Source organism: Sporosarcina trichiuri, assembly GCF_030406775.1.
Classification (GTDB): domain Bacteria; phylum Bacillota; class Bacilli; order Bacillales_A; family Planococcaceae; genus Sporosarcina; species Sporosarcina trichiuri.
In genome coordinates, this window is the sequence record NZ_CP129119.1 from 2,225,806 (window position 1) to 2,249,892 (window position 24,087).

Consider the following 24,087-nt stretch of genomic DNA (forward strand, 5'->3'; position numbering starts at 1 on the left):
CACATAATTGCGCTCATAACTTCACACAATCGATCAGGCCTGCCGCCTTTTCCTCCGCACGGTTTCCCGCCAAACGATAGGTTACGGCCCCTCCGCTGTGATTTCCGTGAAGACCGTCAGCTTGTTCCTTTTTATCGCGGCACGAGCCCGTCGGACACCGGCTTTCGACCCGCGGGACCCGGTCTGTCCGACATATGGACGACGCACGGCAGAGCAGGTTTCCCCTTTCCCTGCCAGTGTACGAAAACAGGCGGCCGTCTATGACTGGCCGCCTGTTTCGGTATCGCTCTGTCCGCTCTATCCTTACATGCATATTCCGGATGTCGCTTTCAATGAATCATTTCAATGATCGTGGCGTTCGCCATTCCCATACCTTCGCAGATCGCCAGCAGGCCGTATCGTCCGCCGGAAGCTTTCAGCTCATGCAGCAGCGACACGAGCAGCTTTGTTCCTGTCGCTCCAAGAGGGTGGCCAAGCGCGATCGCGCCGCCGTTGACGTTGAGCTTTTTCGGATCTGCTCCTGTTTCCGCCAGCCAGGCGAGCGGCACGGAGGCGAACGCTTCATTCACTTCGTACAGATCCATTTCATCGATCGTCATTCCTGCTTTTCGGAGCACCTGGCGGGTCGCTTCGATCGGCCCTGTCAGCATGAGTGTCGGGTCCGATCCGACAACCGTACGGGCGACGATCCGCGCCAGCGGCCGGACGCCGAGCTGTTCGGCTTTCTCGAGGCTCATGAGCAGTACGGCGGATGCCCCGTCGCTCATCTGGCTTGCATTCCCCGCTGTGATGACCCCATTTTCGTCGAACACCGTCCGCAGGCCCGCCAGCGCGGCCGGTGTCGTATCGGGGCGGGGCCCTTCATCTTCCATGAACAGCTCGGCCGTGCCGTCGGCGCTGACGACCGGTACCGGGACAATCTCCTCGCTGAATCGTCCCCCGTCGATGGCCTGCATCGCCTTCTGATGACTTTCATAGGCATACTGATCGAGCCTCTCCCTGGACAGGTTCCATTTCCGGGCGATCCGTTCGGCGGACAATCCCTGATTGATAATCTCGTAACGCGCCGTCAACTTGGCGCTCGGTTTTGCGGCATGCATATTGGAGAACATCGGCTCCCGCGTCATACTTTCCACGCCGCCCGCAACCACGATATCCATGTCACCACTTGCAATCGCCTGTGAAGCGAAGTGTACCGCCTGCTGGCTCGATCCGCATTGACGGTCGATGGTGACCCCAGGCACGCGGACCGGAAAGCCTGCAATGAGAGCAGCTGTCCTGGCGATGTTGCCGCCCTGTTCACCGGATTGCGTCACGCAGCCCAGGATCACATCTTCCGCCTCATCCTTTGAAACCCCTGCACGCGTCATCAGTTCGTCCAGGACAAGTGCCGCCAGCTCATCAGGCCGTGTTCCGGATAAACTCCCTTTCCGCCGTCCGACCGGTGTCCTGACACCCGCCACAATTACCGTCTCTTTCATAGCTGCCCCTCCTCAACCTTCAAATAGTTATAGTTTTCCAACAACTATACCAATGAATGAAAACGTCTTCAACTGCCAATTCGTCATCTTCCGCCGCATCTCAGCCTAAAGACTGAGATGAATCTCCGTACAGCGCCTGTTTGGCAGGCAGGGGAAACATCTTATGATAGGGATACAAACGAAGGGAGGCCATCATCACCATGAAAAAATTTGCACTCGCATCACTCGGAATCATCGCGGCCATCGTCGCTGTCGCGAATATCGGTTCAATCGCTGCGCTTGCCCTGTCCGCTGCAGCCGTATTCTTCGGCCTGCATTATATACGGAAAAGCGGATCGGGATTCGTCCGCTTCCTCGCCGGCTTCGTGGTCGTGATCGGGATCTTGTCGGGCATCTCAAATATCCCGGCATTCATCGGACTGCTCGCTGCTGCCGGTGCGTACTATGCATGGCGCACTTGGAAGAAGGAGAAGCGTGCCGACGATCCCATCATCGACGCAGACCCATTCACGAAATTCGAGAAACAATGGAACGAGTTCACAAAATAAGGAGGTCATTGCATGAACGAACTATGGTATAAATTCAAATTTGCCGTACAGGAAGACTTGGAGAAGCTGACAGAAAAACGGACACCCCACCATGCAGCCGATGTATTGAACGAGACGATCAAGGAAGCGGAACAGCAGACGGCTGCCGTCGGGAAACTGATGGACCGGCAGCGGTTGCTGCGGGATGAGATCACGAAGGAACTGGCGGAAGCGGAACGGATGGCCGCCAAACGGAAGGAGCAGCTGCAGCTGGCCGAAGCCACGGAGGATGACGAGCTGATCAGCTATGCAGCTGATGAAGTCCATGCTTATGAAAGACGCCGGGATGAACTCCAGGCACTCGCAGACGAGACGACCCAGTCGATGCTCAAGCTCGAACGGCGCTTCGAAAACATGAAACACAAAGTGAAAGACATGAAAGTCCGCCGGCTCAAGCTGATGGGCGAGGAGAACGAAAATCGCGCAAACTACCGGATGGACAGAATCTTCAATGCCGATCTGACGCCGCGTAACGAGTTTGACAGTGATAAGGACGACCACACTCCTGGTGATATCGCATCCATGCGTCAGCGTCTAGACAAATTGACGGCCGACGAAGCAGGCCGGACGGAAATCGTGTAAACTAAGAGAAACAGCAGCTGGCTGACCGGACGGCAGAGGAACTAGTGCCGGCCCGGCAGCCGTTTTGCCTGCATGGGATGCCGGTGGGCGCACGATGGACGGAATGGATCGCTTTGCTGGCCTAATCGAGCGGTTCGCGAACACAATCGATCACTTTGTCAGTGAAATGGATCGGTTTCCAGGCTGAATCGATCGCTTCGCCAGCACAATGGATCGGTCCCCCGCCCGAATGGATCGCTTTGCTGGTAAATCTACACACCGCAGCTATATCAATGACTTCGAGAAAGGAGGAAGACAACGCATGAAACGGACAAAGACGGAGCGCTTCACACTGTGGATCGTCGCTTTTTTCCTGCTGGTTTTCGTGGAAGCCGGCCTGTTTGGCAACGGCAATGTCATCTTCTTCTTTCTCGGTGCCATTGTGCTGTACTACGGGACACACCAGCGCTCCAAATGGATGGTATTTACGGCCGGCGTCTTCATCATCATCGCGCTTCTGTCCCTCTGGAGCCTCCGACTGCTCATTTTCGGCATTCTGCTCTATCTCGTGATACGGCTCTGGAAAGGGACGCCTGCGGAGGAAATCATGCGCCCGCTGAAGGAGATGGAACGGCAGACGCCGAACGGCATCTGGAAAGACCGGCTGTTCTCCCAGCAGTCGACTCCATTCACTTCGTACGAATGGCAGGACGTCCATGTGCAGGGCCTGATCGGCGACTTCCATATCGATGTGACGGACACCGTGCTGCCAAAAGAAACATCGCTCATCTCCATCCGACAGGGACTCGGCCGCGTGAAGGTCGAGCTGCCGTACGATCTGCCAGTCCGTGTTCACTGTTCCATCCTGTTCGGGGAGTGCCGGCTGTTCGACCTGGAGCCGAAACGGCTGCTGAACGAATCGATCCATATGAAAGACGGCTATGATCGGAATATAGGAGCGGAAGCGGAACTCATCATCTCCATCTCCGTCCGGTTTGGTGATATCGAGGTGATCCGGAAATGAGTGGATTTTTCTGGCGGGCGATCCTCCTGTCGTTCCTGTTCCTCGCCGCTACGGCAGCCGGCGTCTATGGTCTGGTTGAATACGCCCCGGTCCTCGAATGGCAGCAGCTGTTCGAGGATGAATTGCTTGAAGTGCCGCTTGGTGTCTGGCTCGCAGCCGTGCCAATTGCACTTGGCTGGTCGTTCTCCGGCTGGATTTACGGCATTGCACGCAACCGTGAAAAAGCAGTGGAGCGGAGTCTCGGGCAGCTGGCGGAGGAAAATCCCCAGCCGTCCACGAAAGGGCTGTCCCGTAAACTGAAGCGGTCGGTCGACGAAATATCGGAAGTGCTCGATACGCAGAAACGCAGCCTGCAGAGGATCACCGACCAGCGCGCGGAGGATCAGGATAAAATCATCCAGGAGCGGCTGATCGAAGAACGGCAGCGGCTTGCTCGCGAACTTCACGATTCCGTCTCCCAGCAGCTGTTCGCCGCGTCCATGCTTCTGTCCTCTTTGACCGAGCAGCCGACAGCGGACGCCGCTCGGAAACCACTGTTGCAAGTCGAACGGATGGTGCAGCAGGCGCAGCTCGAAATGAGAGCGCTCTTGCTGCACTTACGGCCGGCCGTCCTCAACAGCAAGACGCTGAAGGAAGGACTGGAAGAGCTGCTGGTGGAACTGCAGCAGAAAGTGACATTCACGATCCGGTACCGGCTTGAAGATGTGCCGTTGTCAAAAGGCGCGGAAGACCACTTGTTCCGCATCGCCCAGGAGACCTTGTCGAACACGCTGCGCCATGCCCAGGCGACGGAAGTCGATGTGCTGTTCATAAGCCGGGATGAGCTGGCCATCTTCCGCGTGCAGGATAACGGCGTCGGCTTCAGTGAGATGCCGGATCGCGGAGGCGCCTACGGCCTGCAGAACGTGAAAGAGCGCGCCGTCGAAATCGGCGGCGTCTGTAAGATCGTTTCCGTCCCTTCCCAAGGGACCATCGTGGAAGTGAAATTGCCGATTCGTAAAGGAGAGGATACCCATGATCCGTATACTGCTCGCGGATGATCATGAAATGGTGCGCATTGGCGTGTCCGCCTATTTGAGCATGCAGGACGATATGGAAGTGGTTGCCGAAGCGTCGGACGGCGGGGAAGCCGTGGAGAAAGCACTCGCCCTCCGTCCCGACGTCATCCTGATGGATATGGTGATGCCGGTCATGACCGGCGCGGAGGCGACGGGCGAAATCATCCGGCAGTGGCCGGAAGCCCGCATCATCATAGTCACCAGCTTCCTCGACGACGATAAGGTGTATCCGGCTCTCGAAGCCGGCGCTTCCAGTTACATTCTGAAGACCTCCAATGCGTCACGGATTGCACAGGCGATCCGCGATACAGCACAGGGGCAGAGCGTGCTGGAACCGGAAGTGACGAGCAAGATGATGGAGAAGATGCGAAGCGGAGCGCCGGATCAGCCGCTCCATGAAAGCCTGACAGAACGGGAACTTGAAACGCTTCTGCTTCTGGCGAAAGGCAGGTCCAACCAGGAGATTGCGGACGAACTGTTCATCTCCCTGAAGACGGTGAAGACACATGTCAGCAATGTCCTGTCGAAGCTTGACGTCCAGGACCGCACCCAGGCGGTCATCTACGCCTTTCAGCACCATCTCGCCAATTGAGATTTACAAACGAAAAACCGCATGACACCGATCCGGGTGCCATGCGGTTTATTCGGTTTACCTGAAACCTGACGGCCGTCTCAGCGATCGTCTCTCGGTTTCTGGTTATTCCACTGATCGTGCGCTTCTTTGTTGAACCGGCTGCGGCGGTCATGTTCGCCGTACGGGTACTCCTCCCCCGGTTCCACTTCGTTATATCCCGGGTCCGCAGCATCGTCCGTAAACGGCACCGGGTCAGTTCCGCCGAAGTTATCGGATACCGGCGGCTGTACGTCCGAGTACGCCGGACCTTTCAGGCTGTCTGCCGGATCTTCCGGTACGTCATCTGAAGACGGCATCGGCGGTGCCTGGTCAGCCGCTTGTTTCATATCCTGTTTCTTCTGATGCATTTCAGATCGAGTTTCACGCATGCCCGATTTCGCTTGGGCTTTCGCCTGTTCGGCATCCTTTTTCATCTCTTCCTTCTTCTGTTCCCAATCTTCCTTCGAGACATCTGCATCCTGCAGGCTCGATTCCATTTTGGATAGGTAGCGGGAGGCATGATCGCGACCACCGAGACCGAATGCCAGGCCGAACGCGAGAGCCACACCACCGAGGATGAGAATGAATGCCGCATTGATGATCGCGGGTGCAATTCCGAGCTGGCTGAGTGCCATGAAGAACGCAAAGGCCAGGATTGCATACTTCGCGACGAAGCGCAGGATATGCGGACTGCCCGATTTCGTTTTCATGACACTGCCGATGAACTGCTCAGCCAGGTTCGCCAGCCAGAAACCGACAGCAAGGATGAGCACCGCAGCCAGCACCATCGGCAAGTATGCAAAGATGGCTGTCGCAAGCGTCACCATGAAGGCAAGCTGGACAATCTGCAGCGCTTCCACGACGAACAGAAGGATGATCACGATCTGCACAATCGTTGCAATCACGGAAGATACGGTGAAGGCGGACGGCGAATGGCTGCCGGACTTCACGCCGAGCTTACCGGACAGGGAATCCACACCGAGGTTCGCAAGCAGCTGGGCGACAACCTTCTTCACCCACTTCGCGACATAGACACCGACGATCACAAGAACAACCGCAATGATGATGCGCGGCAGCATGACCATGATGTCATTGAGCATCGCAATGGCCGGCTGTGAAATCCCCTCAAGATCCAGCACTTCAAGACCGGAGATCGTCACCGGAATCATGATCAGGACGAAAGCGATCGTGCCGATCACTTTGGAAACGCTCGTTCCCTGGACGGCAGATGACAGATGCAGCTTGTCCGCAATCTTGTCAGTGCCGACAGACTCCAGCAGTTTTGTCACGATCGTACGGACAATCTTCGCCACAACATAGCCGACCGCAAAGATGAGTGCAGCCCCGACCAACTTCGGAATGAACGCGACGAACCCGGTCAGCAGGTGTTCGAACGGTCCGCTTACGCCGCTGAGGCCGAGCGCACTGAGCACCGCGGGGATGAACAGCAGCAGGATGCCGTAGAATGCGATGTTCGCAGCCGTGCTGACCCACTGCTCCTTATCGACCGTTTCCGGTGAGCCGCCTGTTTTCGAAACGGCTTTGTGGACGTCCACTTTGTGCCCGGCCCTCATGACGAGTTTCTTCACGACCGTTGCGAGGACATACGCGAACAGCAGGATGAGAGCCGCCTTTAAGATACCGAGCACAGCACCGCTGAAGCCTGCGAAGACATTTAGGAACGGCGCCGCAATCGGGTTAAGGTTCATCATGTTGAAGAAGATGAGAACCGTCAGCAGCAGGACGATGAAGAATACGATCTTACCGGCAATCCTGTCAGCGCCCCATTTTTTGTCACGCATATTGAGCCTTTCGTCCACACGTGCCTTTTTCATTGCCTTGGTGACGATGTTTTCGAGTACTTTCGCAATAATGAATCCGATAATTAATACAATGATGCCGAGTATCAGATCTGGAAGCCAGCTGAAGATATTTGCATAATAGGGATCACTGAACATTCGTATCCTCCATTCTATATAGTAGATTGCTATGTTTATACCTGTTAACTTGCTTGGATAAACCTTTGCAGGCAGGCCGCGGAACAGCTTGGCGCCGGCCGGTATTGCTGCATGATGGTCCCGCTGCCGGTTTATGAGCGGTTCTCAGGGTTTATGATTATTTTGCTTTCAACGGCGTCCCCCCACCCTGACGGCTTCACTGAAAAGCGGAGCCGCAGGCGGAGTTGACAAGCCAGTCTTTGATTTGCTTGTTTGCTGCGCGGCTCGGAGGCGTCCGGAAGTCGTGAACCGGCCGCGGGCAGAGGGGCGTTTGTGAAGTTATGAGCGCTTTAAGGTGGTTTATGAGCGGAAATCCGGTTTTATGATCACTTTGGCCGGTTTATGAGCGGAAACTGCGATTTATGATCACTTTCATCGGTTTATGAGCAGAATCACAGGTTTATGAGCACTTTTACCGTTTTATGAGCATTCCTGCACGTTTCCACAACTTCAAGAGCGGCCGGATGCCGATCCATCCGTAACACGAAGAAAACCAGCTGCCTGCAGGCAGCTGGTTTTCTTCGTTGTCGTATGGGTGACGCTTCACTTGCCGTTTTTCCCCTTGTCTGCCGGAGTCACCTTGGTCTGGCCATCGGCAGTTGGGTCTTCCGCGCCGGCGGTGTCGCCGGGTTCGTGCACGACATGCGTATAGTTGGAATCCGCCGGGTCCGACAATGGCAGCTCCTCGGTGGGACCGGCCGGTTTGCCTTTTTTCGGCACTTTCGGTTCCAGGTCACGCTTGTTGGGATATTTGTTGTCATGGATGGTCATTGTGTTCGCCCCCTCCATAGCCTGTCTGTCCAGACGGCTATCCATTGTCCCCTTAGAATTCCCGGCTTCCGGACAATTTAAACTCTGCCGTGTTCATAATGCTGCGGGCACACGGACCGTCACCTTGAACAGATCCCCGTCCACCTGGATATCCATCGACCCGCCATGCATGTCGACGATCGACTGGGCGATCGCCAAGCCGAGTCCGGAGCCTTCCGTATGACGTGACGCATCCCCCCGCTTGAAGCGTTCGTACAGTTCATCGACGTTTTCCTCGAGTTCATAGGCCGTGATGTTCTTGATGGTGAATTCGGCGGTTCCTCCAATTTCCCGGAGTGTCACGTAGACCCGTGTCCCCGGCAGTGAATATTTCAGCGCATTGCCGATCAGGTTGTCGAGCATGCGCCACCAACGCTGTCCATCGACGATAGCGGGCACAGGCTCCTCGGGCACGGCTACCCGGAAGTCGAGCGGAATTTTCGCCATCCGTTCCGAATGCTCCCCGACCGCCTGGCGGACGAGCTGTGACAGGTCGACGCGCTGTTTGTACAGTTCCATTGTACCGCTCGACATCTTCGACACTTCGAACAGATCCTCGATCAGCGTTTTCAGGCGCTGCGATTTGCGGTCCAGCACATCGACGTACTCCGCCCGTTCCGTCTCGGACAGTCCTGGGTTCTTCAGCAGGTCGGTGTAGGTGATGATGGACGTCAGCGGTGTCCGCAGATCATGGCTCACATTGGTGATGAGCTCCGTCTTCATGCGTTCGCTTTTCGCCTGGCTGCTGACGGACCGCTCCACCCCTTCACGGAGATTGTTGAGATTGGCGGCATGGACAGCGAATGGAGAACGCCCGATGACCGGGATGTCGCGGTTCAGCCGGCCCGCCGCCATTTCATCCGTCGCTGTGAGAATCTTGCCGAGATACCCCATCCGGCGCATGTAGAAGAATAATACAGGCAGCCCGAGGAACAGTACGCAGAATGCATAGATGACGAACAAGACAGGTTCCATTGCCCCCACCACGAACCCGACGCCTGCAAGGAAGAATCCGAACAGCAGCAGCAGGGTCTGGATGGCAATGGAGCGGTTCTGGAAGACTGCTCTGCTGTATTCCAGGAATTTCATCATATAACTGTCCCGCATTTCAGATGCGAATCGTCCCGGCTGGCGATACTGCACGATGGCATTCCCCACTTGGAACGTCAAACCGGCAATTATCACAGCATTCAAGAGGAAGTAGATTGCCCCTCTGACCGGGTTGAACGAATACTCCCCAAATGCCATCATATTCAGCCTGCCTGAAATGCCGTTCGCCATGCTAAGGACATTCACAAGCAAAAACAGGAAGACGGCAGCTTTCACATCGATTTTAAGTGCATTATATCGATCCGTAAACGGAAGGTCGACAAACCAAGTCCATTTGAACTTCCAGATGGTGAGCAAACTGACGAGTGCCGCGATTCCGGCAACCCCTGACAGCAGCAGCATGATCTTCAGCGAGTTGTACTCCTTCACTTCCTCGTAGAGAACTCCGCCCTTGTCAAATGCTGAAGCCGGCACGTGTACAGTCCCCTTATAGAGAGTATGCGAAGGGAAAATCGCATCGATATCCCGTGCGGATAAGGAAATCCCTTCCCCATTATACAGCTCGCCCTGGATCGTCCCTTCATACATCCTGTCGATTCCATCGAGGTCCTGGCCGTCGATCTTCAGATATCCCGTGTTCTCATTGAACTCCTTTTCGTACGGGGCTGTTCCGGCTGTATCCCCGCGTCTGACGGATTCACCGCCTGCAACAGGCGTCAGTTCATAGGCAGCAGGGATGGCCAGACTGCCGCTTTCCGTTTTCGCATCCTGCAGAATCTGGGAGAGGATGTACTTTTTCTTTTGAAGAATCTTCTCCTCGACATAGGCATCATCCTCGAAGTTTTTTCGGATATCGGCTATTTTTCCATCCCGCTCTTCCACCAGTGCCTTTTTCACTTCAGGCTGGTTCTCCGCTTCCCGGATCTGGTCCCTGTACTGCATGTCGATATTTTCGACCTGCGATGCCAGACTGCCGTAATACGTCCGGTACGCTTCAATTTCTTCCTGGGAGGCCGTCAGTTTCTTCTCAGCCTCCCCGAGTTCCACCGGATTCAGCACATTGCGGCCCAGTTCCCTGTAGAAATCATCCATATGGCTCTGGAATTGGCCGGACTGCGTATAATCCTTGAACAGGATGGAAAAACCGTGGCTCGTGAATGTAACAAGTCCGCCGATCGCAATCGCCGCCAGCATCGACCAGATGAGCATCGGTGTGAATCGCTTCATTAAATCGTCTCTCCTTTGATGATCCGGATGAAATACGCCACCGTGCGGCTGGTGCGGTCGATTCCGCTGCCGGCAAGGTCGGTGATGTGCGGGAAGCAGTACGCCAGGCTTGCTGCCGCAATAACGATGGACGCCAATGACCAGTACAGCGCACTGTTATTTTTCGATTTTGTACCCAACACCCCACACCACCTTTACATATCTTGGATTTTTCGGATCAGCTTCGATCTTTTCCCGGATCTTCCGGATATGGACCGCTACGATATTTTCCGCATTGTACGCTTCTTCGTTCCACACCCGTTCGTAGATCTCGTTGATTGAGAACACGCGTCCCGGATGCTTCATGAGCAGCTCCGTGATTTTGAATTCGATCGGTGTCAGACGGACAGGCGTTCCGTCGAGCGTCAGTGTCTTCGCCTCTTCATCCAGTTCAAGCCCCCCGACGGACAGGGTGGAACTTCCATCGTACGTACCGAGCTGGACATAGCGCCGGAGCTGTGATTTAACCCGCGCCATCAGTTCCATCGGTTGGAACGGCTTCGCGACATAATCATCCGCACCGACGGACAGTCCGTGTATTTTGTCCGATTCCTCCACTTTTGCGCTGAGCATGATGATCGGAATATTCTGCGCTTCCCGGATTTTGAAAGTGGCGGTGATGCCGTCCATAGTAGGCATCATGATGTCCAGGATGAGCAGATGCACCTCTTCCGTTTCCAGCAGCTCCAATGCTTCCCGTCCGTCTGATGCTTTCAGCACACGATATCCTTCGTTTTTCAGATAAATTTCGATTCCGTCGCGGATTTCCTTGTCATCATCCGCCACTACTACTGTCATGGCCGCCATCTGCCGCACCTCTTTCCCACTCGTTATATTCATTGTAACAGGGACTTCTTAACAATTGAGAAGGGAAATAATGAAGAAATTCTTAAGAACGGGAGGCGGATGGATTGGCGGAAACCGCACATACTTTTTTGAGGAGGTGAGCGACGTGGAAAAAGAGGAAAAGCGAAAGCACAAAGCGAAGCAGCTGGGCCGTGAGGAATTCGGGTTTGGCATGGACTTAAGCCCGGATGACTTCGATGTGATCGGACAGAATGATGCTGCGAAAAAGCACAATCGACAAACAGGAAAGTCGCAGGGAAGAGAAAATTCCAAACGCAAATAAAGTCGCAAAATCCCCCGTTTCGAATAAAACGGGGGATTTCCTTTCAATTAGTGACGCGGCCCTTCCTCATCCAGGACATGTTGATAGGCCGGAGGTTCGAACTGAATGGTGCTATGATGAATGTTTTCCTCAGCGAGCCGTCGTTCGATTTCAGTCAGCAGGGGCTTCGCCTTGCGCATTGTGAAATCAGAGCGGACTTCGATATGGCATGCGATCGCATTGAACCCGCTTGAGATGGACCAGATGTGCAAATCATGGACATCCGTCACTTCCTCAAACGAACGGAGTTGTTTTTCAACCGCTTGGATATCCACTTCCGATGGAGTCCCTTCCATCAGCACGTGAACAGCATCCCGGGTGACCCGCCAGCCGCTTATCAACACTAAAATCGCCACGACGATGCTGGCCAGGGGATCCGCCCAGCTCCAATCGAAAAACATGATCAGGAAAGCGGCGAGTATCGCACCCACCGATCCTAACAGATCGCCGAGCACATGCAAAAATGCAGCCCGTACATTCAAATTACCGTGCGTATCCCCCTTCCGCATAATGTAAGCTACGAGAAGATTGACGACAAGTCCGGCAATGGCAATCCATAGCATGCCGATTGATGAGACATCCGGAGGTTCCGCAAAACGTCGGAATGCCTCCACTAAAATAACTATGGAGACTGCCAACAGGGCTGTGCCATTGAAGACAGCAGCCAGTATTTCAAAACGGCGATAGCCGAACGTCTTCTGGGGGTCCGCCGATTTTGCACCCAGTGTGAACGCAAGGACACCGACACCGAGCGATATGGAATCACTCAGCATATGACCTGCATCCGATAATAGGGCGAGACTGTTCGTAAGAAATCCGCCTGCCGCCTCTATGATCATATACACTGTAGTGATGAGGAAGCTGAACAAGAGGACTTTCCGGCTTGCTGTTTGACCATGATCATGAGTATGCGCCATTGCAGCCCCTCCTTCAAATGAGCAGTTACATCCAATATTTCCAGGACATATCTTCAGGACAGTCTGCTCATCACTGTGTTTGTTTACTCCGATCCTGCCTGTGGAACGGGTAGCGCTCTTATCCACAAGTCGCCATCCCAGACAGAACGAAAAAGCGGACATGAAAAAACGGTCTGGAAATTAGCCATTCCAGACTGTTTTTATCATTCAATCAATCAGTTATTGTCGCGTTGGTTGGCGCGTGCTTCTCCGCCTTTGCGGCCTGCCTCTGACTGGCTCATCTTGTTTGTGCCTGAAGTATCCTGGTTCGCTCGGGCTTCGCCGCCCTTTTGACCGATTTCTTCATAGAATTCCTTACCATGGCTATCAGATGTAGCTTCGCCGCCTTTTTTACCGATTTCCTGGTAGAATTCTTTGTCATGTGTTTGCGCTGTTTTCTCGCCGCCCATTTTACCTGCTTCTTCTACCGTCATTTTACCGTTGTTTTTTTCTTCAGCCATTTGTTATTCCTCCTATTTTTTCATTCAAAAAATGAATAGTTTTTGTGTTTTACTGAGGTATCATCTGTATAGTATCGAGATTACTTGTTGTCGCGCTGGTTGGCGCGTGCTTCGCCGCCTTTTTTGCCTGCTTCGGACTGGCTCATCTTGTTTGTACCTGAAGTGTCCTGGTTGGCACGTGCTTCGCCGCCTTTTTTACCAATCTCTTCATAGAACTCTTTATCATGATTCTTCGCTGTGGCTTCGCCGCCTTTTTCACCGATCTCCTGATAGAATTCCTTATCATGGTTCTTAGCTGTGGCTTCGCCGCCCTTTTTACCGATCTCTTCATAGAATCCTTTATCATGATTCTTCGCTGTCGCTTCGCCGCCTTTTTTGCCTGCTTCCTCTAGAGACATTTTACCGTTGTTGTTATTGTTGTCGTTTGCCATTTTGAATTCCTCCTAATTTTTTTAATTAATAAGTAACGTATCGTTTATATTCCCGATAGCTTTTCTTTTAAACTTCCTGCCGTTCATTTTTTATATTATCTTGTCAGATCACTGATCATCGCGCTGCTTCGCACGGGCTTCGCCGCCTTTGTGGCCGATGTCTTCGTAGAATTCCTTACCGTGGCTATTGGCAGTTGCTTCGCCGCCCTTTTTGCCGATTTCCTGGTAGAACTCTTTGTCATGATTCTTAGCAGTTGCTTCGCCGCCTTTTTTGCCTGCCTCTTCAAGTGACATCTTACCGTTTTTGTTATCGTCAGCCATGTGTAATTCCTCCTAAAATTTGATGTTTTATGTTGCGTACAGGTTATATTCCCACCGCTCCTCTTCTTAAACATTTGACGGGTTGTTCGTTACGTTAACTTATGGTAAGGACTATCTGGTCTGACAGGTAATTATATAGAAGGAATTGAATAGCTTGCAGATTTTACTGGAAGAAAAAGGAGTTTACTATATCTATTCCAATCACCAACAACCGTTGATTATGCCGCTTGCCGGTCTGTACGAAACACCGCCGGGATGGTACACTGAGTAGCGGTCAACATACGTGGTTCGAAATCCTCCCACGCAAAAAAACTAAGGAGCCCAGTCATCATATGAAAACAAAAACTCTGGCAGTCAGCGGTATTGTAGGAGCATTGTACGTAGCAGTCATGATCGTCATCGCTCCGTTTGGATTTACCAACATCCAGTTCCGCCTGGCTGAAATCTTCAACCATCTGGTGGTCTTCAATAAGAAGTACTTTGCTGGCATCGTCATCGGCGTATTCGTGTCGAATCTGCTGTTGTCGGAAGTCGGGCCACTCGATCTGATCTTCGGCGTCGGCCATACGGCCCTTTCACTTGGTATCACCATCCTGCTCGTGAAAAAGGTTTCCGCTCCGGTGACGCGCATGTTCATCAGCACGGCCGTCTTCACCTGCACAATGGGCATCATCGCCTGGCAGCTGCAGCTTGTACTCGGTTTCCCGTTCTGGATCACGTGGGGCTACTTATCGATCAGTGAATTCATCGTCATGGCAATCGGCATCCCGCTGATGGCAGCACTGAACAAACGGGTGCCGCTCGGAAAACTGATCTGAGAGAGGCGATTGTATGTATCTCACTATGGAAGAAACTGCGGATCAGCTCGGCATGCCGCTGGAACAGGTCCGTCGATATGTATTGAACGGAAAAATCCGGGCAGTGCACGATGGAAACGACTGGCTCATCAATGAAGATCAGTTCAGTCTGTATTTCGAACAGCTCAAGCTGCTGAAGCAGCAGATCGATGACTGGCTGAACGAACCGATCCCGCCTGACCGTGATATAAAAGACGAAGATTGATTTGAAAAGCCGTCCGATGGCAGCTGTGTGCTGACGCTGGACGGCTTTTCGTCTGTTTCCGAACTTATTTTTCTGACGGCTTGCTAACGCGTTTGATGGCTCAATGTTTTGTGAATACTGTAAAGAATAAGTGAGTGAATGAAGCTTTTCCAGCGGTGTATCAAACCGGTTGCACTTCTGTAGAATCAATAGTATAGTGGTAAACTGTTTGTTACAACTACATCGTTAAGGGGGAACCATGAAAAAAATATCAAACGTCTTCTATATAACCATCGGGCTCATCGTACTGGCCGTCGGATATGGTGCCATCGATCCGGATCGTTTCGAAGCGGGGACCAATATCGTGAAATCCTTCGTCTCGACGTCGTTCGGCTGGTATTATATGCTGCTGATGACCCTGCTGGTCGCAGTCAGTGTGTACTTCATCTTCAGTCCGTATGGAAAAATACGTCTCGGCAAAGATTCCGACCGCCCGCAGTTTTCAACGGTCACCTGGATTGCCATGCTGTTCTCCGCCGGAATGGGGATCGGGCTCGTCTTCTACGGGGCAGCTGAACCGCTCTCCCATTTTGCCGTCAATCCGGCAACCGCTGAACCTGGGACGAATGCAGCTTTCCGTGAATCGATGCGGCAGACTTTCTTCCACTATGGTATCCATGTCTGGGCTTTGTATGGAATTGTTGCACTGGCACTTGCCTACTTCCAATTCCGCAAAGAGGAGCCGGGGTTAATTTCTTCAACACTGAAGCCGATTTTTGGCGATAAAATGAAAGGCCCCTGGGGTACGGTCATCGACGTCCTCGCTGTCTTTGCAACGTCTTTCGGCGTAGCCACTTCTCTCGGCTTCGGCGCTGTCCAAATTAACGCCGGACTGCATTACCTGTTCGGCTTCGAGATCGGCATCCGGTCCCAGTTCATCATCATTTCGGTCGTCACCGTGCTGTTCATCTTTTCCGCCTGGTCCGGTCTCAGCAAGGGGATCCGGTATCTGTCCAATACGAATCTTGTTCTCGCACTGGCGCTTCTCGGCTTCATCCTGATTCTCGGGCCGACGCTGCTGATCATGAACATTTTCACGGACTCGATCGGTGGTTATTTCTCGAACTTCATAGACCTAAGCCTGAGTACATCACCGCTCAATGCAGGCAACCGCGAGTGGCTTGATGTATGGACGATCTTCTACTGGGCATGGTGGATCTCCTGGGCGCCGTTCGTCAGTATGTTCATCGCCCGTGTTTCGAAAGGCCGTACAATCCGTGAGTTCATGGTGGGAGTGCTGCTTGCACCGAGCCTCCTCAGCTTCATCTGGTTTGCGGCGTTCGGGACGACTGCAATCGAAATCCAAAAGTCAGGCTCTTTCGACCTGGCTTCCGTGGATACGGAGATCGTCATCTTCCAGATGTTCAGCCAGCTTCCCTGGGCTGCTATCACTTCAGGATTTGCGATACTGCTGATTGCCTCGTTCTTCATCACCTCGGCGGACTCGGCGACATTCGTCCTCGGCATGCAGTCGACATACGGTTCGCTGACGCCGCCGAACAGCGTCAAGATCATCTGGGGGCTGCTGCAGTCCTCTATCGCGCTCGTACTGCTGTCCGTCGGCGGACTCGACGCTTTGCAAAATACGATCATCATTGCGGCACTGCCGTTTTCGTTCATCATCCTGCTGATGGTGTACTCCCTGTTCAAGGAGCTCGGCAATGAGTCGCTTCCGCACAGACACCATCATCGTAAATAAAGAACACCCGGGTTCCGAATGGGGAACCCGGGTGTTTTCTATTCAGACGCTGACCGGCGCCGCCTTTTCGATCGCCTGCTTCAGGTCGGCAATGATGTCATCCACGGACTCGAGACCGACTGACAAACGGATGAGTTCTTCAGTCACTCCTGAGTTTTTCAAGTCTTCCGCAGAGAGCTGCTGGTGGGTCGTCGAGGCCGGATGGATGATGAGCGACTTTGCATCGCCGACATTGGCCACATGAGACCACAGCGTGACGTTGTCGATCACCCGCCGGCCGGCATCGCGCCCTCCTTTGATCCCGAAGACGATCATGGAGCCGGCGCCGTTCTTCAGATACTTCTTCGCCTGTTCCGCTGTCGGATGGCTGTCGAGGCCGGTGAATGTCACCCATTCGACAGATGGATGCGAAGACAGGAACTCGGCCACTTGACGTGCATTCTCCCCGTGCCGCTGGATCCGCAGATGGAGCGTTTCCAGTCCCTGGAGGAAGTTGAAGGCACTGTCCGGATCGAGGCAGGGCCCGAAATCCCGAAGACCCTGTACCCGGAGTTTCGTCGCAAATGCAGCGTTTGCCGTGTCGATGCCGTACCGGAGGCCGTGATAGGATTCATCCGGTTCCGTGAAGCCGGGGAACCGGCCCTGTGTCCAATCGAATTTGCCTGCATCGACGACAACGCCGCCGATTGTAGTGCCGTGGCCGCCGATCCACTTCGTTGCCGAATGGATGACGACATCCGCTCCGAATTCGATCGGATTGCATCCGTATGGGGACGCAAATGTGTTATCGATCAGGAACGGAATGCCGTTTTCGTGGGCGATGTCCGCGACACGTTCGATATCGAGCACCTGCAGGCTCGGGTTGCCGATCGTTTCGGCGAAGATCCCTTTCGTCTTTTCCGTAATGGCATTCCGGAAGTTATCCGGATCGGCCGAGTCGACAAATTTCACGGTGATCCCGTATTTCGGCAGCGTGATCGCGAACAGGTTATAGGTGCCGCCATACAGATTGGCCGCCGCTACGATTTCATCCCCCGCTTCCGCGATATTCAGGATGGAGAAGGCGATGGCCGCCATTCCGGACGACAAAGCGACAGCCGCAGTACCGCCTTCCAGCAATGCAATCCGCTCTTCGAAAACGGCAACTGTCGGATTCGTGATCCGTGTGTAGATATTGCCGGCTTCCTGAAGGGCGAACAAGTTTCTTGCCTGCTCCGTATCCTTGAATACGAACGATGTCGTCCGATGAATCGGGACTGCACGGGAGCCTGTTGTCGGATCAGGCTGCTGGCCGCCGTGAAGCAGCTGTGTTTCGGGTTGAAGATTTGTCATATACCTAACCTCCGGAAAGTAGTTTTGATGGAACTGTGCACACCGGACGGGTGGGGGAAAACGAAAAAGCCCCCTTCTGAAAATAGAAGAGGACCGCCATTGCTGGCACTTCCCCTTATCTTTCAGATCACTGGATCTGTAGGAAGTAGCACCTTTGCAAGCTGGTATGCTTGCCGGTTGCCGGGCATCGCAGGGCCTAGTCCCTCCGCCGCTCTTGATAAGAGTTTGTGACTTATTCAGTTTTCCATCTTGGAAACGAGTATACACACGTAAAATCAGAAAGTCAACAGGTTACTCAAAATAATTTGACAGTTTCGTATTCAGCCAATCAACGCCGTGCCCGATCCTCTTCAAGGCGGCTGCTTCCGCAAATAGAAAAACCCGCATACCGGGCGTCATTGGACGCGGTATGCAGGTGACATTCATTACTCGGCAGCACCGTAGAAAATCTGGCCGCCATTCAAATCAACGATTTTGAGCATGTTCGTGCGTTTTACGAAGATGCTCTTGTACTGGCCGCGGCCATTCGCATCTTTCAGCAGGATTGTGCGGTTGTTGTAGTTATCGGAAACAACGGCAGGTGCCAGACCGCTAATGTCGACATGCGCAGCAAGTGTCTTGTACTCAGGCAGGCTGCTGATCGTGCTTGCCGGCTGTGCGGGTTTCTGGTCCGGTTTCGCTTCCGGAGCTGCTGTGTTTCCTGTCACTGTTGTCTGGAGCAGGACACCGCCGCCTTTTTGGCTGATGACTTTCAGAAGACCTGTCTTCTTCACGAACACACTCTTATACTGCGTACGTCCATAATTGTCGGAGAAAAGGATGACCCGGTTGGAAACATTGTTTTCCGTTACGCGTACCGTGAAGCTTGATGGATCGATGACGGAGGCGATTGATGCGTATTCCTCGAATCCTGTAATGTCCTGGTTCACTTGCTGGCTGTACGATACGTGCGAGTACGAACTCTGCCCGTCTGCCTGATGGCCGTGTGCGAATGTCGCCGCCTGGGCACCTCCTGCGGATAGCATCAGTGCGCTTACTGCTGTAATCAATGTTTTTTTCATCTTGTTCCTCTCCTTATCTTGTTGGGATGCTATTATCATAACCCCGCTGTCTGAGAGGAGACTGAGATGCAAATTAAGAGATGAGGAGAATTGTAAAGATGATTTCTAATGTTTACCCGGTTAAAAAAGAGCCATCGATCAGCGGCTCTTCACCAGCAGATCGACGGCTTCCTTGACCAGTGCCTCTTTGTCTTCCGGCGATCCGGACAGTTCCTGTTCTTCCATGCAGGCGATCAGGTTGCTGCTGACAATCACGCCGATCGTCCGGTCGATTCCCGAGCGCGAGGCCGACAGCTGGGTGACGACATCGCGGCAGTCATCTCCAGCTTCGATCATCCGCAGGACGCCGCGGATCTGGCCTTCGATCCGTTTCAGCCGGTTGACCACTTTTGCATCGTATTCCACTATACCGTCCCCTTCCTTTTCTCTTCACTCTATACCCCATCGCGTATTTCGTCAATGAAACAGTTGCATAGAAATGCTGATGGCGTGAAATTATTCGAATTATGTTATACTTGTCTCTGTACTTATTGTTTTTGAGAACCGATCAGACTCGCTTCTTCACTGATTGTAAAAATGAACGGCTCAGCTGTACGGCTGAGCGTGAACTGTCGGTAACGACGAGAGGAGGAATTCGTTTGGCTTTTCCGCGCAAGGAACAACCCGTCTCTGATTTCGTCTCCGCCCGCCATCCTGGTGAACAGATTTCATTCATGCGGCATGGCGTCCATGTCTCCGGCAGTATCCATAAAATACTGGATAACTCCGTCATTGTGGAAATTTCCGAAAGCGACGCTGTCCAGATCGGAGCAGCCTCCAATCTGACCGTGGTTGCCCATAAAAATTACACAGTAGTCTGATCGGTCATGTCACAGCGGCAGCGCATCTGCGTACTGCCGTTTTTGCTGTCTGTTTTTGCAGCATCACACACTCTTACAGAGTGATTCTTCCTATTTTGAAAGGGGATACTCCAGCTTATGAAAGAACAAGTCACTGAACGGTTCATCCGTTACGCAAAAATCAACACCGAGTCGGACCCGAACAGTCCATCGACTCCATCCACCGAATGCCAGTGGGACCTGCTGCATGTATTGAAACACGAACTCGAAGAACTGGAGATGGAAGAGATTACGCTCGATGGGAACGGCTATCTGTTTGCGACACTGCCGTCCAACACGGACAAAGATGTCCCGGTCATCGGTTTCCTTGCACACGTCGACACGTCACCTGACTATTCCGGCAAAGATGTGAACCCTCAGATCCACGAGAACTATGATGGCCGCGATCTGGTCCTCAGCGAAAATACGACATTATCAGCCGAGCTGTTTCCCGAGCTGAACAACTACACAGGCCAGACATTGATCACAACGGATGGCACGACGCTGCTCGGTGCGGATGATAAGGCAGGAATTGCGGAAATCATGACAGCGATGGCGTATTTGCAGTCACATCCTGAAGTGAAACATGGCAAACTGCGGGTCGCCTTCACACCGGATGAGGAAATCGGACGGGGACCCCATAAATTCGATGTCCAGGCATTCGGGGCGGACTTCGCCTATACGATGGACGGCGGGCCTCTTGGTGAGCTCCAGTATGAAAGCTTCAACGCAGCGGGCGCGCGGGTGACGTTCCGCGGCACGAACGTCCATCCGGGAACAGCAAAAGATAAGATGGTGAATTCCATTTTGCGTGCTCAGGAATTCCAGGCAGCGATGCCGGCACTGGAGGTTCCTGAGCTGACAGATGGACGGCAAGGGTTCATCCATCTGATGGATATCAAGGGGTCAGTTGAAAAAACAGAGCTGGATTACATTATCCGCTACTTCGATAAGGAGACATTCGAAGCCCGGAAACAGCTGTTCCGTGATACGGTCGCCCAGATGCAGTCCGACTATGGCCCAGATGCTGTCACGCTTGAACTGGAAGACCAATATTATAATATGGGTGAAAAGATCATGCCGCACATGGAAATCATCGAAATCATCAAAGATGCTTTCAGCAATCTCGGCATCGAACCGGTCATCGAACCGATCCGGGGCGGCACGGACGGCTCACAGATTTCCTATATGGGCATCCCGACACCGAACATCTTTGCGGGCGGTGAAAATTTCCACGGCCGCTATGAGTTCGTCTCTGCAGAAACGATGGAGAAGGCGGCACAGGTGATCGTCGAAGCCGTCCAGTTATACGAAGCTCGCGCATAAGGAGGGCAACGGCATGAAAGGGATCTGGCTCGGGGTACTGGCCGCCGTGTTTTTTGCGGTCACGTTCGTATTGAACCGTTCCATGGAGTTATCAGGCGGCAGCTGGATGTGGAGCGCTTCCCTCCGCTATTTCTTCATGGTGCCGTTTCTGGCCGCTATTGTCGCCATGAGGGGCGGCTTTACGCCCGTCCAGCGGGAGATGCGCCGTCATCCCTGGCAGTTCTTCATCTGGAGTACGGTTGCTTTCGTGCTGTTTTATGGACCACTCACCTTTTCAGCAGGATATGCCCCCGGCTGGCTTCTCGCCGGTACGTGGCAATTGACGATTGTTGCAGGAGTCCTGCTGGCTCCCCTGTTTTTGTCAGGGGATGGATCGGATGGCACGGAACGCGGAGTCCGGCAGCGCATCCCGGTTGCCTCCCTTCTTATTTCGCTCGTCATTCTCGGCGGCGTGGTGCTGATCCAGATTCCGCATGCCCGGTCCGTGTCGGCGGATGCACTGCTGCTGGGCATACTGCCTGTCGTATTGGCCGCATTCGCCTATCCGCTCGGCAACCGCAAGATGATGGAACTGCTCGGCGGTTCGCTGGATACGTTCCAGCGGGTGCTCGGCATGACGCTCATGACACTGCCGGTCTGGTTCCTGCTGGCGCTGTACGCCTGGCTGACGGTCGGCCTTCCCTCGTGGAGCCAGCTCGTCCAATCATTCGTCGTCGGGGTCAGTTCCGGTGTCATTGCGACCACTTTGTTCTTCATGGCGACGGACCTCGCCCGGCACGACCAGGGCCGTCTGGCAGCCGTCGAAGCGACGCAGTCACTCGAGCTCCTGTTTGCGATGCTCGGTGAAATGCTGCTGCTGCATATGGCATTGCCGGGACCTGTTTCGCTGGCAGGCACTGCTATCATCATACTCGGCATGTCGCTGCACAGCTGGCAGACAGCAGCTGCCGCAAAGCGGGCAGCTTCTGAAATTCCATGAAAAAGGACCCGAACGGATTTTCCGTTCGGATCCTTTTTTCTTATTGGGCGGCTTCATAGGCGCCAAGCAGGCTGACCGCTTCTTCTGCAAGGGACGTATCGATCGCTTTATCGAAATCGATCTCCCCCTGGATCGCTCCGTTCGCCTTGTATGTCTCATATTGCTTTTTGATATCTTCGATGAACATCTTACCATCAGGGTCGAGACCGGTCACGAAGACTTTATCCCACAGGGCGGCATCTTTCAGGGCCGTATGCTTCACCATGATCTCGATGATCTCCTCTTCGTCCACCCCTTCGAAGAACGCATCGTTATAATCACGGACGCCTTTCAGATAGGCTGCCATGAAACGGAGGGACAATTCCTCGTCTTCCATGAACTGCGGAGAGGCGAGGACCATCGCGATCTGGGATTCGGGTGCATAATCGGTCGTATCGCCGAACCGCAGATGGAATCCGTTTTCGATTCCCTGCGCGATGAGCGGCTCGATGCTGAGCGCAGCATCCACCGTACCGGAATCGAGTGCCCCGAGCATGGCGCTGAAATCTGCAATATGGACATACTCCACATCATCCTCCGTCAGTCCCGCATGCTTCAGCATCTCTTCATAAATATAGCCGTCTATCGAGTTTCGGGAGGAGACCGCAATCTTCTTCCCTTTGAAATCCGGGTAGTCCTGGATGACGTCTTTCATATGATTGCCGATGACGAATGAGAAATACGATTCGCCAGGCATGTTATGTCCTTTGTCGGCAACGATCCGCACATCGATTCCCTGTGCGATTGCATTGAAGAATGACGCTGTCGAGACACCGCCCGCGATGGAGACTTCCCCTGCTGCGAGTGCCGGCAGCATGTCATCGCTGTTCGCGAAATCTGTGAATTCCACGTCGATATTGTAGTCATCGAAATACCCGCGTTCTTTCGCGATATAAAACCCTGCTCCGGAGGCGGCCCCGTCTTCGGCAATCAGTACTTTTGTCTTCTTGCTGAGCGGGCTGAGAGTTCCCTCTTCCGTCTGGTCAGCCGGTTTGGCTGCAGGCTTCTTTTCTTCCTCTTTTCCTGTACATCCCCCAAGGACAAGTGCAGCACCGAGCACGAGCGCGAGTCCCCCCGCTTTCATCCACTTCTTCACACGCTTCCCCTTTCGTCACGTTCTCGTCTTCTGGACTTCCTGCTGCAAATGTTTCCAGATTTCTACGAACTGCCCGGCCAGCTCCGGGTCCTTCCGGATCTCTTCAATCTTCCTCGGCCGCGGCCGGTCGATACGGACTTCCTGGATGATCCGTCCCGGCTGGGCGCTCATCAGTAAAATCCGGTCACTCAGCATGAGTGCTTCGTCGATACTGTGCGTGATGAACAGCACTGTCTTTTTCGTTTCCGACCAGATGGACAGCAGTTCTTCCTGCAGGATGAATTTGTTCTGTTCATCGAGTGCTGCGAACGGTTCATCCATCAGCAGGATCTCCGGGTCATTGGCGAATGCGCGCGCGATACTGACCCGCTGCTTCATGCCGCCCGACAGCTCACTCGGATACAGATGGGCGAATTTCGCCAGACCGGTCTTTTCCAGGTAATATGCTGTCTGTTCGGCAATCACTGGTTTCGGGGCTTTCCGCATCTCCAGTCCGAATGCCACATTATCTTTCACCGTCATCCACGGGAGGATCCCTTTCTCCTGGAATACCATGGACTGCAGCGGCCGTCCCGTCTGTTCGGAATGGATGGCGATTTCACCTGCACTGTGTGTTTCCAGGCCGGCCAGTATACGGAGCAATGTCGTCTTACCACAGCCGCTCGGGCCGACGAGACAGACGAATTCCCCGTCTGCCACATCCAGCGAAATATCCTGCAGCGCTGTCACACTCCCGTTCTTCTTCACAAACACTTTCGTCAAGTTGCGGATTTCAATTTTTGACTGCATTCA

The 24,087-nt window shown here is 53.6% G+C and carries 27 protein-coding genes and 2 riboswitches; of the genes, 12 read left to right on the forward strand and 15 right to left on the reverse strand.

Annotated features, from left to right (window positions below):
- Window positions 1-329 precede the first annotated feature (329 nt).
- On the reverse strand, window positions 330-1,481 hold the full coding sequence (locus tag QWT68_RS11230; protein ID WP_040287664.1) for a thiolase family protein: 1,152 nt from the start codon (window positions 1,479-1,481) through the stop codon (window positions 330-332).
- A gap of 200 nt (window positions 1,482-1,681) precedes the next feature.
- Between QWT68_RS11230 and QWT68_RS11235 the strand changes: the two genes are divergently transcribed.
- From QWT68_RS11235 to QWT68_RS11255, 5 genes are all read left to right on the forward strand, one after another.
- Window positions 1,682-2,029, forward strand: a complete 348-nt coding sequence (locus QWT68_RS11235; protein ID WP_290148429.1) for a lmo0954 family membrane protein — start codon at window positions 1,682-1,684, stop codon at window positions 2,027-2,029.
- 12 nt (window positions 2,030-2,041) lie between these two features.
- A complete protein-coding gene (locus tag QWT68_RS11240; protein WP_290148431.1) occupies window positions 2,042-2,650 on the forward strand; it encodes a PspA/IM30 family protein in 609 nt (202 codons plus the stop codon).
- A 301-nt stretch (window positions 2,651-2,951) separates the two neighbouring features.
- Window positions 2,952-3,653 (forward strand): cell wall-active antibiotics response protein LiaF, encoded by a 702-nt coding sequence (gene liaF / locus QWT68_RS11245; RefSeq protein ID WP_040287667.1) that lies wholly within the window; start codon window positions 2,952-2,954, stop codon window positions 3,651-3,653.
- Window positions 3,650-4,693 carry a sensor histidine kinase gene (locus QWT68_RS11250; RefSeq protein WP_040287668.1) on the forward strand — a complete coding sequence of 348 codons (1,044 nt, stop codon included), beginning with the start codon at window positions 3,650-3,652 and terminating at the stop codon, window positions 4,691-4,693. Before liaF ends, QWT68_RS11250 begins: the two co-directional genes overlap by 4 nt.
- Entirely contained in the window at window positions 4,668-5,303 is a 636-nt protein-coding gene (locus QWT68_RS11255) for a response regulator transcription factor (protein ID WP_040287669.1), read from the forward strand. The genes QWT68_RS11250 and QWT68_RS11255 overlap by 26 nt, the downstream gene beginning before the upstream one ends.
- Window positions 5,304-5,383: 80 nt before the next feature.
- Here the strand turns inward: QWT68_RS11255 and QWT68_RS11260 are convergent, their stop codons facing one another.
- From QWT68_RS11260 to QWT68_RS11280, 5 genes are all read right to left on the reverse strand, one after another.
- Window positions 5,384-7,282, reverse strand: a complete 1,899-nt coding sequence (locus QWT68_RS11260; protein ID WP_040287670.1) for a mechanosensitive ion channel — start codon at window positions 7,280-7,282, stop codon at window positions 5,384-5,386.
- A 582-nt stretch (window positions 7,283-7,864) separates the two neighbouring features.
- Window positions 7,865-8,092 carry a hypothetical protein gene (locus QWT68_RS11265; RefSeq protein ID WP_040287671.1) on the reverse strand — a complete coding sequence of 76 codons (228 nt, stop codon included), beginning with the start codon at window positions 8,090-8,092 and terminating at the stop codon, window positions 7,865-7,867.
- 93 nt (window positions 8,093-8,185) lie between these two features.
- Window positions 8,186-10,408: a sensor histidine kinase gene (locus tag QWT68_RS11270; protein WP_290148436.1), complete on the reverse strand. Its 2,223-nt coding sequence runs from the start codon at window positions 10,406-10,408 to the stop codon at window positions 8,186-8,188.
- The gene (locus QWT68_RS11275; protein ID WP_040287673.1) at window positions 10,408-10,587 is read right to left on the reverse strand and encodes a hypothetical protein; all 180 of its coding nucleotides are present in this window, start codon (window positions 10,585-10,587) and stop codon (window positions 10,408-10,410) included. The genes QWT68_RS11270 and QWT68_RS11275 overlap by 1 nt, the downstream gene beginning before the upstream one ends.
- Complete coding sequence (locus tag QWT68_RS11280; protein ID WP_040287674.1) at window positions 10,565-11,254, reverse strand: response regulator transcription factor; 690 nt, start codon at window positions 11,252-11,254, stop codon at window positions 10,565-10,567. The genes QWT68_RS11275 and QWT68_RS11280 overlap by 23 nt, the downstream gene beginning before the upstream one ends.
- A 145-nt stretch (window positions 11,255-11,399) precedes the next feature.
- Here QWT68_RS11280 and QWT68_RS11285 point away from each other — a divergent pair, with 145 nt between their 5' ends.
- Window positions 11,400-11,576, forward strand: coding sequence for a hypothetical protein (locus QWT68_RS11285; RefSeq protein ID WP_179860803.1), 177 nt, complete (start codon window positions 11,400-11,402; stop codon window positions 11,574-11,576).
- Between the two features lie 47 nt (window positions 11,577-11,623).
- On the opposite strand, the gene QWT68_RS11290 is transcribed toward QWT68_RS11285, so the two are convergent.
- From QWT68_RS11290 to QWT68_RS11305, 4 genes are all read right to left on the reverse strand, one after another.
- Window positions 11,624-12,532: a cation diffusion facilitator family transporter gene (locus QWT68_RS11290; RefSeq protein ID WP_040287675.1), complete on the reverse strand. Its 909-nt coding sequence runs from the start codon at window positions 12,530-12,532 to the stop codon at window positions 11,624-11,626.
- Window positions 12,533-12,747: 215 nt separating this feature from the next.
- Entirely contained in the window at window positions 12,748-13,032 is a 285-nt protein-coding gene (locus QWT68_RS11295; protein WP_040287676.1) for a KGG domain-containing protein, read from the reverse strand.
- Between the two features lie 80 nt (window positions 13,033-13,112).
- Window positions 13,113-13,463 (reverse strand): KGG domain-containing protein, encoded by a 351-nt coding sequence (locus tag QWT68_RS11300; protein ID WP_040287677.1) that lies wholly within the window; start codon window positions 13,461-13,463, stop codon window positions 13,113-13,115.
- Between the two features lie 108 nt (window positions 13,464-13,571).
- On the reverse strand, window positions 13,572-13,784 hold the full coding sequence (locus QWT68_RS11305) for a KGG domain-containing protein (RefSeq protein ID WP_040287678.1): 213 nt from the start codon (window positions 13,782-13,784) through the stop codon (window positions 13,572-13,574).
- 277 nt (window positions 13,785-14,061) lie between these two features.
- Window positions 14,062-14,106: riboswitch (PreQ1 riboswitch) on the forward strand.
- A gap of 10 nt (window positions 14,107-14,116) precedes the next feature.
- Between QWT68_RS11305 and QWT68_RS11310 the strand changes: the two genes are divergently transcribed.
- From QWT68_RS11310 to QWT68_RS11320, 3 genes are all read left to right on the forward strand, one after another.
- Window positions 14,117-14,602 carry a QueT transporter family protein gene (locus QWT68_RS11310; protein WP_040287679.1) on the forward strand — a complete coding sequence of 162 codons (486 nt, stop codon included), beginning with the start codon at window positions 14,117-14,119 and terminating at the stop codon, window positions 14,600-14,602.
- Between the two features lie 13 nt (window positions 14,603-14,615).
- Window positions 14,616-14,846 carry an excisionase family DNA-binding protein gene (locus QWT68_RS11315; RefSeq protein ID WP_290148439.1) on the forward strand — a complete coding sequence of 77 codons (231 nt, stop codon included), beginning with the start codon at window positions 14,616-14,618 and terminating at the stop codon, window positions 14,844-14,846.
- Window positions 14,847-15,084: 238 nt separating this feature from the next.
- Window positions 15,085-16,584 (forward strand): glycine betaine uptake BCCT transporter, encoded by a 1,500-nt coding sequence (locus tag QWT68_RS11320; protein WP_040287681.1) that lies wholly within the window; start codon window positions 15,085-15,087, stop codon window positions 16,582-16,584.
- Window positions 16,585-16,626: 42 nt separating this feature from the next.
- On the opposite strand, the gene QWT68_RS11325 is transcribed toward QWT68_RS11320, so the two are convergent.
- The 3 genes from QWT68_RS11325 to QWT68_RS11335 form a co-directional block, all read right to left on the reverse strand.
- On the reverse strand, window positions 16,627-17,916 hold the full coding sequence (locus tag QWT68_RS11325; RefSeq protein WP_290148442.1) for an O-acetylhomoserine aminocarboxypropyltransferase/cysteine synthase family protein: 1,290 nt from the start codon (window positions 17,914-17,916) through the stop codon (window positions 16,627-16,629).
- A 112-nt stretch (window positions 17,917-18,028) separates the two neighbouring features.
- Window positions 18,029-18,140: riboswitch (SAM riboswitch) on the reverse strand.
- Between the two features lie 201 nt (window positions 18,141-18,341).
- A complete protein-coding gene (locus QWT68_RS11330; protein ID WP_290148443.1) occupies window positions 18,342-18,977 on the reverse strand; it encodes a hypothetical protein in 636 nt (211 codons plus the stop codon).
- Window positions 18,978-19,115: 138 nt separating this feature from the next.
- Window positions 19,116-19,382, reverse strand: coding sequence for a metal-sensitive transcriptional regulator (locus QWT68_RS11335; protein ID WP_290148444.1), 267 nt, complete (start codon window positions 19,380-19,382; stop codon window positions 19,116-19,118).
- A 233-nt stretch (window positions 19,383-19,615) separates the two neighbouring features.
- Here QWT68_RS11335 and QWT68_RS11340 point away from each other — a divergent pair, with 233 nt between their 5' ends.
- From QWT68_RS11340 to QWT68_RS11350, 3 genes are all read left to right on the forward strand, one after another.
- A complete protein-coding gene (locus tag QWT68_RS11340; RefSeq protein WP_290148446.1) occupies window positions 19,616-19,837 on the forward strand; it encodes a DUF2187 family protein in 222 nt (73 codons plus the stop codon).
- A gap of 117 nt (window positions 19,838-19,954) precedes the next feature.
- A complete protein-coding gene (gene pepT / locus QWT68_RS11345) occupies window positions 19,955-21,181 on the forward strand; it encodes a peptidase T (RefSeq protein ID WP_290148448.1) in 1,227 nt (408 codons plus the stop codon).
- A 13-nt stretch (window positions 21,182-21,194) separates the two neighbouring features.
- A complete protein-coding gene (locus tag QWT68_RS11350) occupies window positions 21,195-22,160 on the forward strand; it encodes a DMT family transporter (protein WP_290148449.1) in 966 nt (321 codons plus the stop codon).
- A 40-nt stretch (window positions 22,161-22,200) separates the two neighbouring features.
- Here QWT68_RS11350 and QWT68_RS11355 read toward each other — a convergent pair whose 3' ends face one another.
- The gene (locus QWT68_RS11355) at window positions 22,201-23,283 is read right to left on the reverse strand and encodes an ABC transporter substrate-binding protein (protein WP_052461920.1); all 1,083 of its coding nucleotides are present in this window, start codon (window positions 23,281-23,283) and stop codon (window positions 22,201-22,203) included.
- Window positions 23,284-23,310: 27 nt separating this feature from the next.
- Window positions 23,311-24,084 (reverse strand): ABC transporter ATP-binding protein, encoded by a 774-nt coding sequence (locus tag QWT68_RS11360; RefSeq protein ID WP_040287688.1) that lies wholly within the window; start codon window positions 24,082-24,084, stop codon window positions 23,311-23,313.
- Window positions 24,085-24,087: the final 3 nt, after the last annotated feature.

Excerpts from the sequence above, each read along its gene's own strand:
- QWT68_RS11230 (WP_040287664.1), bottom strand. The coding sequence starts at position 1,481 with ATGAAAGAGACGGTAATTGTGGCGGGTGTCAGGACACCGGTCGGACGG.
- QWT68_RS11235 (WP_290148429.1), top strand. The coding sequence starts at position 1,682 with ATGAAAAAATTTGCACTCGCATCACTCGGAATCATCGCGGCCATCGTC.
- QWT68_RS11240 (WP_290148431.1), top strand. The coding sequence starts at position 2,042 with ATGAACGAACTATGGTATAAATTCAAATTTGCCGTACAGGAAGACTTG.
- liaF (WP_040287667.1), top strand. The coding sequence starts at position 2,952 with ATGAAACGGACAAAGACGGAGCGCTTCACACTGTGGATCGTCGCTTTT.
- QWT68_RS11250 (WP_040287668.1), top strand. The coding sequence starts at position 3,650 with ATGAGTGGATTTTTCTGGCGGGCGATCCTCCTGTCGTTCCTGTTCCTC.
- QWT68_RS11255 (WP_040287669.1), top strand. The coding sequence starts at position 4,668 with ATGATCCGTATACTGCTCGCGGATGATCATGAAATGGTGCGCATTGGC.
- QWT68_RS11260 (WP_040287670.1), bottom strand. The coding sequence starts at position 7,282 with ATGTTCAGTGATCCCTATTATGCAAATATCTTCAGCTGGCTTCCAGAT.
- QWT68_RS11265 (WP_040287671.1), bottom strand. The coding sequence starts at position 8,092 with ATGACCATCCATGACAACAAATATCCCAACAAGCGTGACCTGGAACCG.
- QWT68_RS11270 (WP_290148436.1), bottom strand. The coding sequence starts at position 10,408 with ATGAAGCGATTCACACCGATGCTCATCTGGTCGATGCTGGCGGCGATT.
- QWT68_RS11280 (WP_040287674.1), bottom strand. The coding sequence starts at position 11,254 with ATGGCGGCCATGACAGTAGTAGTGGCGGATGATGACAAGGAAATCCGC.
- QWT68_RS11290 (WP_040287675.1), bottom strand. The coding sequence starts at position 12,532 with ATGGCGCATACTCATGATCATGGTCAAACAGCAAGCCGGAAAGTCCTC.
- QWT68_RS11295 (WP_040287676.1), bottom strand. The coding sequence starts at position 13,032 with ATGGCTGAAGAAAAAAACAACGGTAAAATGACGGTAGAAGAAGCAGGT.
- QWT68_RS11300 (WP_040287677.1), bottom strand. The coding sequence starts at position 13,463 with ATGGCAAACGACAACAATAACAACAACGGTAAAATGTCTCTAGAGGAA.
- QWT68_RS11305 (WP_040287678.1), bottom strand. The coding sequence starts at position 13,784 with ATGGCTGACGATAACAAAAACGGTAAGATGTCACTTGAAGAGGCAGGC.
- QWT68_RS11310 (WP_040287679.1), top strand. The coding sequence starts at position 14,117 with ATGAAAACAAAAACTCTGGCAGTCAGCGGTATTGTAGGAGCATTGTAC.
- QWT68_RS11315 (WP_290148439.1), top strand. The coding sequence starts at position 14,616 with ATGTATCTCACTATGGAAGAAACTGCGGATCAGCTCGGCATGCCGCTG.
- QWT68_RS11320 (WP_040287681.1), top strand. The coding sequence starts at position 15,085 with ATGAAAAAAATATCAAACGTCTTCTATATAACCATCGGGCTCATCGTA.
- QWT68_RS11325 (WP_290148442.1), bottom strand. The coding sequence starts at position 17,916 with ATGACAAATCTTCAACCCGAAACACAGCTGCTTCACGGCGGCCAGCAG.
- QWT68_RS11330 (WP_290148443.1), bottom strand. The coding sequence starts at position 18,977 with ATGAAAAAAACATTGATTACAGCAGTAAGCGCACTGATGCTATCCGCA.
- pepT (WP_290148448.1), top strand. The coding sequence starts at position 19,955 with ATGAAAGAACAAGTCACTGAACGGTTCATCCGTTACGCAAAAATCAAC.
- QWT68_RS11350 (WP_290148449.1), top strand. The coding sequence starts at position 21,195 with ATGAAAGGGATCTGGCTCGGGGTACTGGCCGCCGTGTTTTTTGCGGTC.
- QWT68_RS11355 (WP_052461920.1), bottom strand. The coding sequence starts at position 23,283 with ATGAAAGCGGGGGGACTCGCGCTCGTGCTCGGTGCTGCACTTGTCCTT.
- QWT68_RS11360 (WP_040287688.1), bottom strand. The coding sequence starts at position 24,084 with ATGCAGTCAAAAATTGAAATCCGCAACTTGACGAAAGTGTTTGTGAAG.